Genomic DNA, 13,922 nt, shown 5'->3' with positions numbered 1-13,922 from the left:
TCCACGCAGCCGTATTCACGAGGATTCACGTTGAAAGCCCGATCCGATGAGCTACAGATCTTTGTCTGCGTGATTGAATGCGGGTCGATTTCCGCCGCTGCCGAACAGGTCGGGCAGACGCCTTCGGCGGTCAGCCGTAGCTTGTCGCGGCTTGAAGCCAAGCTCGACACCACCCTGATCAACCGCACTACGCGGCGCATGGACCTGACCGAAGAGGGCAAGTACTTCTTCGAGCAGGCCAAGCTGATCCTGGCGCAGATGGAGGAGTTGGAGGAGCGCCTGTCATCGCGACACCAAACCCCCTCCGGGCGCTTGCGGATCAACGCCGCATCGCCGTTCATGCTGCATGCCATCGTGCCGTACGTCGCTGAGTTCCGCCGCCTGTACCCGGATATCCAGCTGGAGCTCAACAGCAACGACCTGATCATCGACCTGCTGGAGCAGAGCACCGATATTGCGATCCGCATCGGCACCCTGGCGGATTCGACCCTGCACGCCCGCTCCCTGGGCTGCAGCCCGCTGCATATCCTCGCCAGCCCCGCGTACCTTGCGCAACACGGTACGCCGAGCACGGTGGCCGAGTTGGCGAACCACACGTTGCTGGGCTTCACCCAGACCGAAACCCTCAACCACTGGCCGCTGCGCCATGTGCAGGGTGATCGCTGGCAGATCGAACCGGGCATTGCCGCGTCCAGCGGTGAAACCCTGCGCCAGTTGGCGCTGGAAGGGCAGGGGATCGCCTGCCTGTCGCATTTCATGACCATCGAAGACATCAACGCCGGCCGCTTGCAGACGGTGCTCGCCCCGTTCAACAGCGGTTATCGCCAGCCGATCAATGCGGTGTACTACCGCAACTCGCAACTGGCCCTGCGTATCCAGTGCTTCTTGGACTTTATCCAGGAGAAGTTGGCGCGCTACGCCGACTAGCTGCGCTTTGCGCATTTGCGTACCATTCCCGGCCTCACTCCCCGCCACTCCCCGGTATACCCATGAAGCTCTCTCGTCTTCGCGCCGACGCCCTGGCCGGACTGACCACGTCTTTTGCCTTGCTGCCCGAATGCATCGCCTTTGCTCTGGTGGCCCACCTCAACCCGCTGATGGGGCTCTACGGCGCCTTCATCATCTGTACCTTGACCGCGTTGTTCGGCGGTCGGCCGGGGATGGTCTCGGGGGCGGCGGGGTCGATGGCGGTGGTGATCGTCGCGCTGGTGGTGCAACACGGGGTGGAGTACTTGCTGGCGACGGTGTTGCTGGGCGGCCTGATCATGATTGCCTTCGGCCTGCTGCGCCTGGGCAAACTGGTGCGCATGGTGCCGCACCCGGTGATGCTCGGTTTCGTCAACGGCCTGGCGATCATCATTGCCCTGGCGCAACTGGAGCATTTCAAGAGTGGTGAGGCCTGGCTCAGCGGCACGCCGCTGTATGTGATGACGGGGCTGGTGGCGGCCACCATGGCCATCGTCTACCTGCTGCCGCGCCTGACCCGCGCGGTACCGCCGGCGCTGGTGGCGATTCTCGGCGTGGGGCTTGCGGTGTACCTGCTGGGCTTGCCCACCCGCACCCTGGGCGACATGGCCCATATCGCCGGTGGCCTGCCGACCTTCGCGCTGCCGCAGATTCCCTGGACCCTGGAAACCCTCGGCATCATTGCGCCTTACGCGTTTTTGATGGCGATGGTGGGGTTGCTGGAAACCCTGCTGACCCTGAACCTCACCGATGAAATCACCGAGACCCGCGGCTACCCCGACCGTGAAAGCGTGGCCCTGGGCGCGGCGAATATGGTCAGCGGGGTGTTTGGCGGCATGGGCGGCTGCGCGATGATCGGGCAGACGGTGATCAACCTCAGCTCGGGCGGGCGCGGGCGTTTTTCCGGGGTGTTTGCCGGGGTGATGATCCTGCTGTTTATCCTGTTTCTGTCGCCGCTGATCGAGCGCATTCCCCTGGCGGCGCTGGTGGGGGTGATGTTCGTGGTGTCCCAGCAGACCTTTGCCTGGGCGTCGCTGCGGGTCATCAACAAAGTGCCGCTCAATGATGTGCTGGTGATCATGGCGGTGACGGTGATTACAGTATTCACCGACCTGGCCACCGCGGTGCTGTGCGGGATTGTGATTGCCGCGCTCAATTTTGCCTGGCAACAGGCCCGCGAGCTGTATGCCGATGAACACCTGGAGGCTGATGGCAGCAAGCTCTACCGGCTGCACGGCACCTTGTTCTTTGCCTCGACCACGCCGTTCCTCAACCAGTTCGACCCGGCCAACGACCCGCAGCAGGTGACACTCGATTGCCGGCACCTGAGCTTTGTCGACTACTCCGCCATCGCGGCGTTGATGACCTTGCGCGAGCGCTACAGCAAGGCTGGCAAGCACCTGCGGGTGCTGCACTTGTCCGAGCGCTGCAAGAAATTGCTCAAGCGCGCGCGGGTGCAGCACGACTGATCCCCCTGTAGGAGCGAGCTCGCTCGCGAAAAGCGTCAACGATCACGCGGGCTTTCTGGATACACGCGGCGCTCTCAGGTTTTTCGCGGGCAAGCCCGCTCCCACAGGGATCAAGGCCCGACGAGGTTTTCCAGTTCTTCGGCGCGGGTCTGGGTCATGTCCAGCACACAGCCGGAGCCGTTGACCTGATCGATGCTACCGCCGGTCGCGGAGCCGGCGAAGGCGCAATTGGCATCGCGGTATTTGATCCACAGGCGCTGCACAGCCTGCAATTGTGCGCGGGTGCAACACGACTGATCCTCACACCCTGTAGGAGCGAGCTCGCTCGCGAAAAGCGTCAACGATCACGCGGGCTTTCTGGATACACGCGGCGCTCTCAGGTTTTTCGCGGGCAAGCCCGCTCCTACAGGTGCCCAGGTGCGCCCAATGTTGTAGGCGCCGGCTTGCCGGCGATGTGGCCAGGAGATCGACGCAGGCTTATGGCCCGACGAGGTTTTCCAGTTCTTCGGCGCGGGTCTGGGTCATGTCCAGCACACAGCCGGAGCCGTTGATCTGATCGATGCTACCGCCGGTCGCGGAGCCGGCGAAGGCGCAATTGGCATCGCGGTATTTGATCCACAGGCGCTGCACAGCCTGCAACTGTTGCTTGCGCGGGCCTTGCTGGGCCTGCAGCGCGGTCTTGTAGGCGCTGTTCAGGCGCTTGTCCTGGATCTTGGTTTCCTGGGCGTTGCAGCCGACTATCGCGCCGGTGTTGCTGGCGTTGTCCAGACACTTTTGCAGCGCCGGGCTGCTGGCCGCTGCGGTGCCGGACAAGGCCAGCAATAGCGCGCTGGCGGCGAGGGTTGTGCGGTTCATGGTGGATTTCCTGAGGGGATTCGATGCGCAATCTATGACCGGAAAGCGGCAGTCGAGTTTCCCGTACCCACTACAGCCTGCATGTAAGAACTATCCCCCGATTTTCATCTTTGCTCTGCGGGCATGTCCCAAAGCGACAGCGCTTATCCGTTCGCGAAAATTACTTTCATAAAATTTGAAAATATTCCTCGGTAATGATTTATGAGTTTCACAACCAATTCGACGTGACCCTTTCCGAGGAGTACCGCATGGCCGCATCACCGGGCATCTGGCTGTTGGCATACGCTGCCATCGCCATCATTGCATTGATCGTGCTGATTGCACGTTATCGGCTCAATCCGTTTATCGTTATCACCTTGGTGTCCATTGGCCTGGCGCTGCTGGCCGGGATGCCGGCGGATACGATCATGGGCTCCTATGAAGCGGGTGTCGGCAAGACCCTGGGGCATATTGCGCTGGTGGTGGCCCTGGGCACGATGCTCGGCAAGATGATGGCCGAGTCCGGTGGTGCCGAGCAGGTGGCACGTACCCTGATCGACCGCTTCGGCGAGCGTAATGCCCATTGGGCCATGGTGTGCATTGCCTTCCTGGTGGGGCTGCCGTTGTTTTTCGAGGTCGGTTTTGTATTGCTGGTGCCGATTGCCTTTACCGTGGCCCGGCGCGTGGGTGTGTCGATCCTGATGGTCGGCCTGCCGATGGTTGCCGGCCTGTCAGTGGTACATGCCCTGGTACCACCACACCCGGCGGCGATGATGGCGGTGCTGGCGTACAACGCCTCCGTCGGGCAGACCGTGCTGTATGCGATTTTGATCGGCATCCCTACCGCGATCATCGCCGGCCCGGTGTACGCCAAGTTCATCGTGCCGCGCATTCACTTGCCTGCCGAGAACCCGCTGGAGCGCCAGTTCATCGAGCGCGAACCACGCACCCGTCTGCCAAGTTTTGGCCTGACCATGGGCACGATCCTGTTGCCAGTGGTGCTGATGATGATCGGCGGTTGGGCCAACCTGATCTCCACGCCGGGCACTGGCTTCAACCAGTTCCTGTTGTTTATCGGCAACTCGGTGATCGCCTTGCTGGTGGCGACCCTGCTCAGCTTCTGGACCCTGGGCCTGGCCCAGGGCTTTAACCGCGAGTCGATCCTCAAGTTCACCAACGAATGCCTGGCACCGACCGCCAGCATCACCTTGCTGGTGGGCGCGGGCGGTGGCTTGAACCGGATCCTGGTGGACGCCGGCGTGACCCACGAAATCCTCGGCATGGCCAATGCCTTCAACCTGTCGCCGCTGGTGATGGGCTGGTTGTTCGCCGCGCTGATGCGCATTGCCACCGGCTCGGCCACTGTGGCCATGACCACCGCTTCGGGCGTTGTCGCCCCCGTGGCCCTGGGCCTGGGTTATCCACACCCGGAATTGCTGGTGCTGGCGACCGGTGCTGGCTCGGTGATCTTTTCCCACGTCAACGACGGCGGCTTCTGGCTGATCAAGGAATACTTCAATATGACGGTGATCCAGACCTTCAAGACCTGGACCGTGCTGGAGACTTTGATTTCGCTGGTCGCCTTCGGTCTGACCTACGGCCTGTCTCTTGTTTTATGAGCCTCATTTTGTAACCTGGAGACCCCATGGACATCCTCTACCAGATCCGCGCCCGCCAGGATTCCTTCAGCGCCGGTGAAGGGCGTATCGCCCGGCTGATGCTTGACGATGTGGGCTTCGCCGCATCCGCCAGCCTGGAAGAGTTGTCCCAGCGCGCCGAGGTCAGCACCGCCACCTTGTCGCGCTTTGCCCGCAGCGTCGGTTGCCGTGACTTGCGTGACCTGCGCCTGCAACTGGCCCAGGCCAGCGGCGTAGGCAGCCGTTTTCTCGATCCGGCGGGGTTGCCCGAACAATCGGCGTTTCATCGCCAGATCCTCGGTGATATCGAAGCGACCTTGCGCCAGCACCTATCGGGCTTCAACCAGGCCGCTTTTGTCGATGCGGTGAACCTGTTGGGCAAGGCGCGGATGACCCACGCGTTCGGCATGGGCGGCCCGTCGAGCCTGTGCAGCGACGAGTTGCAGGTGCGCCTGGTGCGTTTGGGGTATCCGATTGCGGCCTGCCATGACCCAGTGATGATGCGCGTCACCGCCGCGACATTGGGACCGGAGCATGCGCTGATCGTCTGCTCCCTGACTGGCCGCACGCCCGAGTTGCTGGGCGTGGTGGAACTGGCCCGCAACTACGGTGCTCGGATTGTCGCCATCACCCTGGCCGATTCACCGCTGGCGCAATTGGCCGACGTGCTGCTGCCACTGCAACCGGCCGAAACCAGTTTTATCTACAAACCCACGGCGGCGCGTTACGGCATGCTGCTGGCCATTGATGTACTCGCTACCGAACTGGCTCTGGCCTTGCCGGACGACAACCAGGAACGCCTGCGCCGGATCAAGCTGGCCCTGGACGACTATCGCGGCGGCCCTGACAGCCTGCCGCTTGGAGATTGAGATGAAGTACCACACGCTGATCCGCCAGGCGCTGATCATTGATGGCAGCAACACACCGGGGTATGTCGCTGACGTGGGTGTGCGTGATGGGCGTATCGAGAAGATCGGCGACTTGTCGGCGGCCCGTGGCGAGCATGAGATCGAGGCGAGTGGCCGCGTATTGGCGCCGGGGTTTATTGACGTGCACACCCACGATGACACCGTGGTGATCCGTCAGCCGCAGATGCTGCCCAAGCTTAGCCAGGGCGTGACTACGGTGATTGTCGGCAACTGCGGCATCAGCGCCTCGCCGGTCAGCCTGCGCGGTGATCCGCCGGACCCGATGAACCTGCTGGGCAAGGCCGAGGCGTTTGTCTATCCGCGTTTTATCGATTACCGCAGCGCCGTGGAAAACGCCCAGCCGGCGCTCAACGTCGCGGCATTGATCGGCCATACGGCGCTGCGCAGCAACCATATGGACGACCTGCAGCGCAGCGCCACGCCGACTGAAATCGCGTTGATGCGTGTGCAATTGCAGGAAAGCCTTGAAGCGGGTGCCCTCGGTTTATCCACAGGCCTGGCCTACGCCAGCGCGTTCAACGCCGACACCGACGAAGTGCTGCAACTGAGTGAAGAACTGACAGCGTTTGGCGCGGTGTACACCACCCATTTGCGCAGTGAGTTCGAACCGGTGCTGGAGGCCATGGACGAGGCGTTTCTGATCGGCCGCCACGCCAAGGCGCCGGTGATTATCTCCCACCTCAAATGCGCCGGCGCGGGCAATTGGGGGCGCAGTCCACAGTTGCTGGCGTCCCTGGAACAGGCAGCCAAGACCCATCCGGTGGGCTGCGACTGTTATCCCTATGCCGCCAGTTCCTCGACCCTGGACCTCAAGCAAGTCACCGATGCCTTCCGTATCACCATCACCTGGTCGACGCCGCACCCGGAAGTAGGCGGGCGAGACTTGCAGGACATCGCCGCCGAGTGGGACGTTTCCCTGATGGACGCTGCCCGCCGCCTGCAACCGGCGGGGGCGGTGTATTACGGAATGGATGAGTCTGATGTGCAGCGTATCCTCGCCCATCCACTGTCGATGGTTGGCTCTGATGGCCTGCCGGAAGACCCATTCCCCCATCCGCGCTTGTGGGGCGCATTCCCGCGGGTACTCGGACATTTCAGCCGCGACCTCGGACTGTTCCCGCTACACACGGCGGTACACAAAATGACCGGCTTGTCGGCCGCGCGATTTGGCCTGGCCGGGCGCGGTGAAATCCGCGAGGGGCACTGGGCCGACCTGGTGCTGTTCGACCCGTTGCGGGTACGGGATGTGGCGGATTTCAAGGACCCGCAACGCGCTGCCGAAGGCATCGACGGGGTCTGGATCAATGGTGTGTTGAGCTATCAGGACGGGCAGGCGAACGGGCAACGGGCAGGGCAGTTTCTGGCGCGCTCCGGGGATTTGCGCCGGGGGTTTGATGTGCTGCGCTAGGGTTCTGTCATTTCTCTTGGCCGGGCCTTTATAGTGAGGGTTTCAGACAAGGAGCCAGCGCCATGCACTTAGGAAAAGTCACCCCGATCCTGCGCACGTTCGATGAGGCCAAGGCCCGGGAGTTCTACGTCGATTTTCTCGGCTTCAAGGTCGATTGGCAGCACCGCTTCGAGGACAACTTCCCGTTGTACCTACAAGTGTCGCGGGGGGACTGTGTGCTGCATCTGTCCGAGCATCATGGCGATGCGTCACCCGGCGCGGCGGTGCGGATCCAGGCCGAGGGGCTGGACGCTTACCTTGGGCAATTGCAGGCCAAGGATTATCGCTTTGCCAAGCCCGGGATCGAGCAAACCCCTTGGGGCACACGGGAGATGAGCATCAAGGATCCATTTGGCAATCGGCTGGTGTTTGTCGAGGAAGGCGAGGGCTGATTGACAAATTTCAGGCAATAAAAAACCGCCTTAGTAGGGCGGTTTTTTATTGCAATCCCAGTTAGCAGCTAGGGTTGCTCTCTCAAAAGACGCAATCGACTCGCAGGAATATTAGCGCTGTTCATATCGGCCTGCAAGATTGAGCGCTGATCGTTTTTTGAGCTTTTCTCGCGTCAACTCTGGCTGCAAAAGGCTGCAATAAATCTCCCGTCCAATACTGGATATTTGACCATTGTTGGTCACACTTTTGGCCGAAATGTTGGTTAGGATCTTCCCCGTTCTGCGTTTGTCGCTTTTGGGGGCGTCGGGTACGCACGCGAATTCTGGACCGGCCGCCACGGGCTAGTAATCCGTGCCGGATTCATGCGGAAGGACCATTAGCCCGGCCACCTCAAAAGACGCAATCGACTAGCGTCCAAAGGCTCACGTGTTCCGGTAAGTGCGCTGGAGGTAAGGCCCAACTCAAGGAGGGCCGAGTATGTCCAAGTTTGCACGACGTACGTGGGACCTCGTAGTGAATTGCCTGCGTGTCTATCACGTGTGGAAATTCCTGCGAGACAGCTTCGATGACCGTTAAGGCCTGAGAAGCGAAGCCGCCCCGGTTTTGGCCGGGGCGGCTTTTTGTTTACACCCGGAAGTGGCTGACCATCTGCTGCAACTGGCTGCCCAGGCGTGCCAGCTCGACACTGGATTTGGCGGTCTCGTCGCTGGCGGTTGCGGTCTGCTCCGACACATCACGCACATTGACGATGCTGCGGCTGATTTCTTCGGCCACGGCGCTTTGCTGTTCGGCAGCGGCGGCGATCTGTTGGTTCATCGACTGGATGTTCGACACCGTGCGGGTGATGTTATCCAGGGAGACGCCGGCCTTGCGGGTCAGCTCGACGCTGCTGTCGGTCAGGCTGCGGCTGTTGTTCATCACATTGGCCACTTGCTGGGTACCGTTCTGCAAGCCGGCGACCAGGCCTTCGATTTCCTCGGTGGATTTCTGCGTGCGCTGGGCCAGGCCACGTACTTCGTCGGCGACCACGGCAAACCCGCGCCCGGCTTCACCGGCACGGGCGGCTTCGATAGCGGCGTTGAGCGCCAGCAGGTTGGTCTGTTCGGCCACGGCCTTGATCACGTCCATCACGCTGCCGATCTTGTTGCTCTCTTGTTGCAGGTGCGCCATGGCGTCGGTGGAGCGCGCCACTTCGTCGGCCAGGCGTTCGATCTGGGCGATGGCTTCGGCCACCACCTTGTCGCCTTCACGGGCCTGGCCATCGGCGGCGGATGCGGCCTGGGAGGCTTGCTCGGCGTTGCGCGCGACTTCCTGCACGGTGGCAGTCATCTCGTGCATGGCGGTGGCGACCTGATCGGTTTCGATCTTCTGGCTGTTGACCCCGGCGCTGGTCTGCTCGGTCACGGCCGACAGTTCTTCGGCGGCACTGGCGATCTGCGTGACGCCATCACGGATCCCGGAAATCAGCTCGCGCAAGGTCGTGCCCATGCGCTGGATGCCTTGTTGCAGCACACCCAGTTCATCACGGCGGGTCACCTGGATGTTGTGGCTCAGGTCGCCGGAAGCGATGCGCTCGACCACGGCCAGGGTTTCCCGCAATGGGCGGGTGATCTGCCGGGTGATGACCAGTGCGGCGATAATCCCCACCAGCAATGCCAGCAACGTGCTGATCAATTGCAAGCTACGGGCCCGGGCGCTTTCTGCGTCGCGGCGTTGCAGTTGGATGTCATACAGCGCTTCGCTGCGCGACACGATATCGGCGCCCTGCACGGTCATTTCCTGGCGGGCGAGGACGATATTGGCGTTGGCGGTTTTATACACTTGTAGCGCATTGCGGTAGGCGCCCAGGGCGTTTTCCAGGGCGTTCAGCTCGGTTTGCTGGGACTCACCGAACACGTTCTTCAAGCCTTTGAGGCCATTGATCGCCGATTCGATTTGCGCCACTGCACGGGCTTCGGTATCCGGGTTGACGTTGCCGGTGTAGCCGCGCACTTCATAACGGGCGACCTGGAACTCTTCCTTGGCGTGGTTGACGGCTTCGTACTGGGCGAAGCGCTCACTGCTCTCAGGCATCTGCCGCACGCTGCGGTCCAGGGCTGCAATCACCAGGCCGGCGGCGTCGGCGCGCTCGCCCATGGTTTGGCGTGCCGCATTGCCGTTACGGTAGGCCTCGCGCATTTTGTTCAGCGACTGCCGGTAGGCGGTGATGATGTCTTTCTGCTCGGTCAGCAGCTTGAGGTTTTCCGGGCTCTTGAAGCTGTTGATCAGCTGTTGCTGTTGTGCGGCAAAGCTGTCGAGGGTGGTCTGGACATTCTGCGCCACGGTTTCGTCACCGTTGGCGAGCATGTATTGCAGGCGCACGATACGCAGTTTGGTCAGCGATGCGTTGAGCTGGGTGATGTCGCTCATCCAGTTGCTGCGGTCGATCAGGCCACTGAGGCTGGTCCAGCCGGTCAGGGCCAGGATCGAGGTGAGCACCAGCACCAGGCCGAAGCCCAGGCCCAGTTTCAAGTTGACGCTGATGTTGCCAAACCATGTATTCATCGAGTTCCTCCAGGAACAGATTGCGTGTACATCAGTTGCTGGAAGGTCGCCCAGCCGATGGATAGTCAGGACGTATCGGCAGCCAGGGCGAGAGCTGAAACGGTTTTTTAATGAATGTGGGATTCGCGGATGAGCGGTCATCGATATCCCTGTAGGAGCCGGCTTGCCGGCGAAAGCCGTCAACGATAACGCGGGGTGCCTGGTGCCCCGCGTTGCTCTCAGGTTCTTCGCCGGCAAGCCGGCTCCTACAGGGGGGCTTTCACCCGTTGGGGAGGATGTTCAGGACCAGGCATGACGCAGCGTCTCGGCTCAGGTGCAGGCGATTGTGAGCAATGCGCGGCTGCCGGGCTTGGCCCTCGGCCTCGCCGCTATTGGGGTTGACGTCGAAGCGCGGGAAATTGCTGCTGGATATGTCCAGGCGCAGGCGATGGCCTTTTTTGAACAGGTTGCAGGTGGCGAACGGCTCGATGGTCACCTTCACTCGCTCACCGGGGGCCAGCGGTTTGGGCTGCTCCCAAGAGTCGCGATAACGGCAGCGCCGGATGCCGTCGGTGATGTTCATCGCAAAGCCCTCCGGGTAATCGGCGCTTGTCGGGTAGACGTCCACCAGCTTGGCGGTGAAGTCCGTGTCCGGGGCGTCGCTGTCGATCCACAACTCGATCTGTACCGGGCCTGCGACGATCAGGTCTTCGGCCAGGGGCGCGGTCTGGAAGACCAGCACATCGTCGCGCTCGGACAAGGGGCGATTGTCACCACGGCTGCCAAAAAAGTCTGCGCGCTCACGTTGATCGAAAGCACCGCCGACAAAGATCGGTGCACCGGAGGTCAATGCTCCGCCCACGGTGGGCACGGGGTTGGCCGGGTCGGCGTAATAACCCAAGGCGGCCTCGTCTGCGCTGGGCAAGCGCTGCGTCAACTGGCGTTGTGCGTCCAGGTACAGCGTCAACGATTGGCTGCCGGGCAGTGGCCATTGCTGTGCGTGCAACCAGCGGCCGCCATGGCGCAGGCGTCCGTTTTCATCCTGGGTGCCGCTGCCGCCCCCCATCAAGAACACCTTCACGCTGGCCGGCGGTTGTGGCGTCTCGGGCTTGAGGGACTGTTCGAACCATTGCAGGCGACAGCTCAACCAGTCCTCGGCCACCTGGCCGTCAAAGGCGGCCTGGGGGCCGAATTCCACATCACCGCTGTGGCTGATGTTGCGGTCACCGTGCAACCACGGCCCCATGATCAACTGTTGCGGTGCGCTGCTGGCGTGGTTGAAGGCGGTGTAGTTGGCCAGGGTCGAGCTGACATAGGCGTCATACCAACTGGACATGAACAACACCGGAATATCCGGCAACGCTGCGTAATGGCCTTCGGCATAAATACCCGGCTTCTGCCAATAAGGGCCAAAGCTGCCCTGGGCCCACTGTTCCAGCAGATAGGCCTCGTACTCGGGCACATGGCGCAACGGTGATTGGCCCGCCTGCCAGGGCATGCGGCGGAACCACTCATGGATATCTTCGGCTTCCAGCGCCTGGCGCACCTGCGGATCGGCCAGGGCGGCCGGGCTTTCCTTGGCCTGGCGAAACGCCCAGGTGGCCTGCTTGAGTTCAAGCGCACCGCCCTGGCGAATCCCGCATTGGTAGGCGTTGGCGAAGCCGCCGCTGTCCAGCACCATGGCGCTCAAGCCCGGCGGATGCAGGCAGGCCATCGCCAGTTGGGTGTGGGCGGCATAGGACAGGCCCATGCTGCCGATCTTGCCGTTGCACCATGGCTGGCGGACGATCCAGGCCAGGGTGTCGAACCCGTCTTCGCCTTCGGCGGTGTACTTGGTAAACACGCCTTCTGACGCATAGCGTCCGCGACAATCCTGGAAAATTGCAACAAAGCCCCGGGCGGTAAACCGAGCGGCCATTTGCTCGCGGGAGATGTGCTGGCCGTCGAGCTGTTTTTCCGAACGCGACGGTTTGCTCTTGTCATAGGGCGTGCGTTCGATCACTACCGGGAACGGTCCTTCGCCGCCCGCCGGCAGGTAGATATCGGTCGCCAGGTGGATGCCGTCGCGCATGGCGATCATCTGGTTGTGCAGGGTTTGCATAGGTAAAACACTCATCGACTCAATATCCGGTGTGCACGGCAATGGCCAGCAGCACCATTGCCAGCACCGCATAGATCAAGAACAGCGGCAGGATATAGCGCGCCCATTGGCCCCAGCCGACGTTGGCAGTGGCCAGCAGTACCAGCAGGCCGCTGGAGGTCGGGGTGATCATGTTGGTCAGGCCGTTGCCCATCAAAAAGGCAAACACGGTGGTTTGTGGGCTGACCCCGGACAACTGGCCCAGCGGGCCGAAGATCGGCATGGTCACGGCGGCCTGGCCGGAGGTGGAGGGGATCAGCACGTCCAGTCCAAGTTGCGCGAAGAACATGCCGTAGGCCGAGACCACCGGGCCGTGGTCGCCGACCAGGTTGGCCAGGCTGTTGACGATGGTGTCCAGTACCTGGCCGGTGCTGAGGATGATTTCCACGGCGGTGGCCAGGCCGATCAGGACGCCGGCGATCAGGACTTTTTTCATGCCGTCGACAAAGGCGCTGGCGGCGGTGCTGGCGGCCAGGCCGGCGATCACCGCGAAAGCTACGGTCAGCAGCAGGTAGAACGCCGACAGCTCATGGTATTTCCAGCCCCAACGGTTAGAGGCATAGACCAGGAAACCAATGCCACCACCCAGCACCAGCAGGTTCAACAGGTGGCGAACGGGCAGGGGTTTGCTTTCGAAGGTGATCTGCGCGCTGGCATCAAACCCGTGCTTGCGAATGCTCCACAGCACGAACGCGATGCCCACCAGCAAGAAGGTGCAATAAGCCGCGACGCGCATGCTCAAGCCGCTGAAAATCGGCAGGCCGACCATGGGCTGGGCTACCGACAACGCCACCGGGTTGGAGATCGACGCCAGGTAGCCGATCTTCACCGAGATGGTGACGATGGCCAGGCCAATCAGGTTCGACAGCCCCAGGCGATTGGCCATGGCCACCATCAACGGCACGATCAGGATGAATTCCTTGGCCAGCCCCATAAACGTACTGCCGGCAGAAAACACCAGCATCAGGCTTGGCACCAGCACATAGATATTGCCCCGGGTCAGCCCCAGCAGGCGCTCCAGCCCGGCATCGATCACCCCGGCCTTGTTCAGCACACCGAACATGCCGCCGATGAACAGCACCATGAAAATCAGCGCCGCACGCTTTTCGATGCCTTGGGGAATGGCCATGAAACCCTCCACCAGCGACACCGGGCGGGCCACGGTGTCGCCGGCCTTGCGCGGTTCCAGGGAGAACAACTGGCTGAAGGTGTCCTGCTTTTCCAGCACCTGGTAGGAGCCTGGTACCACCAGGCCATTCTGGCGCTGGAACTTGCCGGCGTTCACCGCGTAGGTGAACGCCACGGCGAGCAGGACGATGCTCAACAGAATGATCGCCGGGTTGATTTGCTTGCGTTGCACGGGTTTGTCTGCAGCCGCCTCGGTGGGCGGCGGGGTACGGAGGATCTGCGGTTCGGTCATGCTGGCGGCCCCGGCGCGGCCCCGTCTGAGCGGGGTGCGTGCGCTGTTATTGTTGTGGGTAGTGACGCTTGGTTGGGCGGACACTAGGGCAAAGCTTTGCCGGCCACAACGTTATGCGTGGGGCGGGTTGGGGTATGCGTTTTACACAAAACCGCTCCTGCCAG

Annotated in this window: 9 protein-coding genes and 3 pseudogenes; 6 read left to right on the top strand and 6 right to left on the bottom strand. The window is 62.0% G+C overall.

Translation table 11 applies throughout. The features are described 5' to 3' along the window. Nucleotides 1-30: 30 nt before the first annotated feature. Together FJD34_RS24225 and FJD34_RS24220 are read left to right on the top strand one after the other, a co-directional pair. Nucleotides 31-927 carry a LysR family transcriptional regulator gene (locus tag FJD34_RS24225; protein ID WP_032862830.1) on the top strand — a complete coding sequence of 299 codons (897 nt, stop codon included), beginning with the start codon at nucleotides 31-33 and terminating at the stop codon, nucleotides 925-927. Nucleotides 928-989: 62 nt separating this feature from the next. After that, entirely contained in the window at nucleotides 990-2,435 is a 1,446-nt protein-coding gene (locus FJD34_RS24220) for a SulP family inorganic anion transporter (protein WP_090292919.1), read from the top strand. A 110-nt stretch (nucleotides 2,436-2,545) separates the two neighbouring features. Here FJD34_RS24220 and FJD34_RS24210 read toward each other — a convergent pair. Then, a pseudogene (locus tag FJD34_RS24210) lies at nucleotides 2,546-2,713 on the bottom strand (lysozyme inhibitor LprI family protein); the annotation flags it as partial. A 199-nt stretch (nucleotides 2,714-2,912) separates the two neighbouring features. Beyond that, nucleotides 2,913-3,290 (bottom strand): lysozyme inhibitor LprI family protein, encoded by a 378-nt coding sequence (locus FJD34_RS24205; protein ID WP_090292921.1) that lies wholly within the window; start codon nucleotides 3,288-3,290, stop codon nucleotides 2,913-2,915. A 194-nt stretch (nucleotides 3,291-3,484) separates the two neighbouring features. Here FJD34_RS24205 and FJD34_RS24200 point away from each other — a divergent pair, with 194 nt between their 5' ends. The 4 genes from FJD34_RS24200 to FJD34_RS24185 all read left to right on the top strand — a co-directional run bounded on the left by FJD34_RS24200 (nucleotide 3,485) and on the right by FJD34_RS24185 (nucleotide 7,674). Further along, entirely contained in the window at nucleotides 3,485-4,888 is a 1,404-nt protein-coding gene (locus FJD34_RS24200; protein WP_032862834.1) for a GntT/GntP/DsdX family permease, read from the top strand. 26 nt (nucleotides 4,889-4,914) lie between these two features. Beyond that, the gene (locus FJD34_RS24195; RefSeq protein WP_032862836.1) at nucleotides 4,915-5,775 is read left to right on the top strand and encodes a MurR/RpiR family transcriptional regulator; all 861 of its coding nucleotides are present in this window, start codon (nucleotides 4,915-4,917) and stop codon (nucleotides 5,773-5,775) included. A gap of 1 nt (nucleotide 5,776) precedes the next feature. Continuing rightward, entirely contained in the window at nucleotides 5,777-7,243 is a 1,467-nt protein-coding gene (locus FJD34_RS24190; RefSeq protein WP_065942959.1) for an N-acyl-D-amino-acid deacylase family protein, read from the top strand. 62 nt (nucleotides 7,244-7,305) lie between these two features. Then, the gene (locus FJD34_RS24185) at nucleotides 7,306-7,674 is read left to right on the top strand and encodes a glyoxalase superfamily protein (protein ID WP_032862839.1); all 369 of its coding nucleotides are present in this window, start codon (nucleotides 7,306-7,308) and stop codon (nucleotides 7,672-7,674) included. Nucleotides 7,675-8,299: 625 nt separating this feature from the next. Here the strand turns inward: FJD34_RS24185 and FJD34_RS28935 are convergent. From FJD34_RS28935 to FJD34_RS24170, 4 genes and pseudogenes are all read right to left on the bottom strand, one after another. Beyond that, nucleotides 8,300-8,896, bottom strand: a pseudogene (locus FJD34_RS28935) (methyl-accepting chemotaxis protein); the annotation flags it as partial. Between the two features lie 306 nt (nucleotides 8,897-9,202). After that, a pseudogene (locus FJD34_RS28930) lies at nucleotides 9,203-10,219 on the bottom strand (methyl-accepting chemotaxis protein); the annotation flags it as partial. Nucleotides 10,220-10,478: 259 nt separating this feature from the next. After that, nucleotides 10,479-12,299 carry a CocE/NonD family hydrolase gene (locus FJD34_RS24175; protein ID WP_090292924.1) on the bottom strand — a complete coding sequence of 607 codons (1,821 nt, stop codon included), beginning with the start codon at nucleotides 12,297-12,299 and terminating at the stop codon, nucleotides 10,479-10,481. 19 nt (nucleotides 12,300-12,318) lie between these two features. Next, on the bottom strand, nucleotides 12,319-13,758 hold the full coding sequence (locus tag FJD34_RS24170; protein WP_065942956.1) for a YfcC family protein: 1,440 nt from the start codon (nucleotides 13,756-13,758) through the stop codon (nucleotides 12,319-12,321). Between the last annotated feature and the right edge of the window lie 164 nt (nucleotides 13,759-13,922).

Origin of the sequence: Pseudomonas brenneri, assembly GCF_007858285.1 — a bacterium.
Classification (GTDB): Bacteria; Pseudomonadota; Gammaproteobacteria; order Pseudomonadales; family Pseudomonadaceae; genus Aquipseudomonas; species Aquipseudomonas brenneri.
The sequence above is the reverse complement of the archived record's forward strand: the minus strand, read 5'-3'. Positions and strand labels throughout refer to the sequence as shown.

Excerpts from the sequence above, each read along its gene's own strand:
- FJD34_RS24200 (WP_032862834.1), top strand. The coding sequence starts at position 3,485 with ATGATTTATGAGTTTCACAACCAATTCGACGTGACCCTTTCCGAGGAG.
- FJD34_RS24175 (WP_090292924.1), bottom strand. The coding sequence starts at position 12,299 with ATGCAAACCCTGCACAACCAGATGATCGCCATGCGCGACGGCATCCAC.
- FJD34_RS24195 (WP_032862836.1), top strand. The coding sequence starts at position 4,915 with ATGGACATCCTCTACCAGATCCGCGCCCGCCAGGATTCCTTCAGCGCC.
- FJD34_RS24220 (WP_090292919.1), top strand. The coding sequence starts at position 990 with ATGAAGCTCTCTCGTCTTCGCGCCGACGCCCTGGCCGGACTGACCACG.
- FJD34_RS24190 (WP_065942959.1), top strand. The coding sequence starts at position 5,777 with ATGAAGTACCACACGCTGATCCGCCAGGCGCTGATCATTGATGGCAGC.
- FJD34_RS24185 (WP_032862839.1), top strand. The coding sequence starts at position 7,306 with ATGCACTTAGGAAAAGTCACCCCGATCCTGCGCACGTTCGATGAGGCC.
- FJD34_RS24170 (WP_065942956.1), bottom strand. The coding sequence starts at position 13,758 with ATGACCGAACCGCAGATCCTCCGTACCCCGCCGCCCACCGAGGCGGCT.
- FJD34_RS24205 (WP_090292921.1), bottom strand. The coding sequence starts at position 3,290 with ATGAACCGCACAACCCTCGCCGCCAGCGCGCTATTGCTGGCCTTGTCC.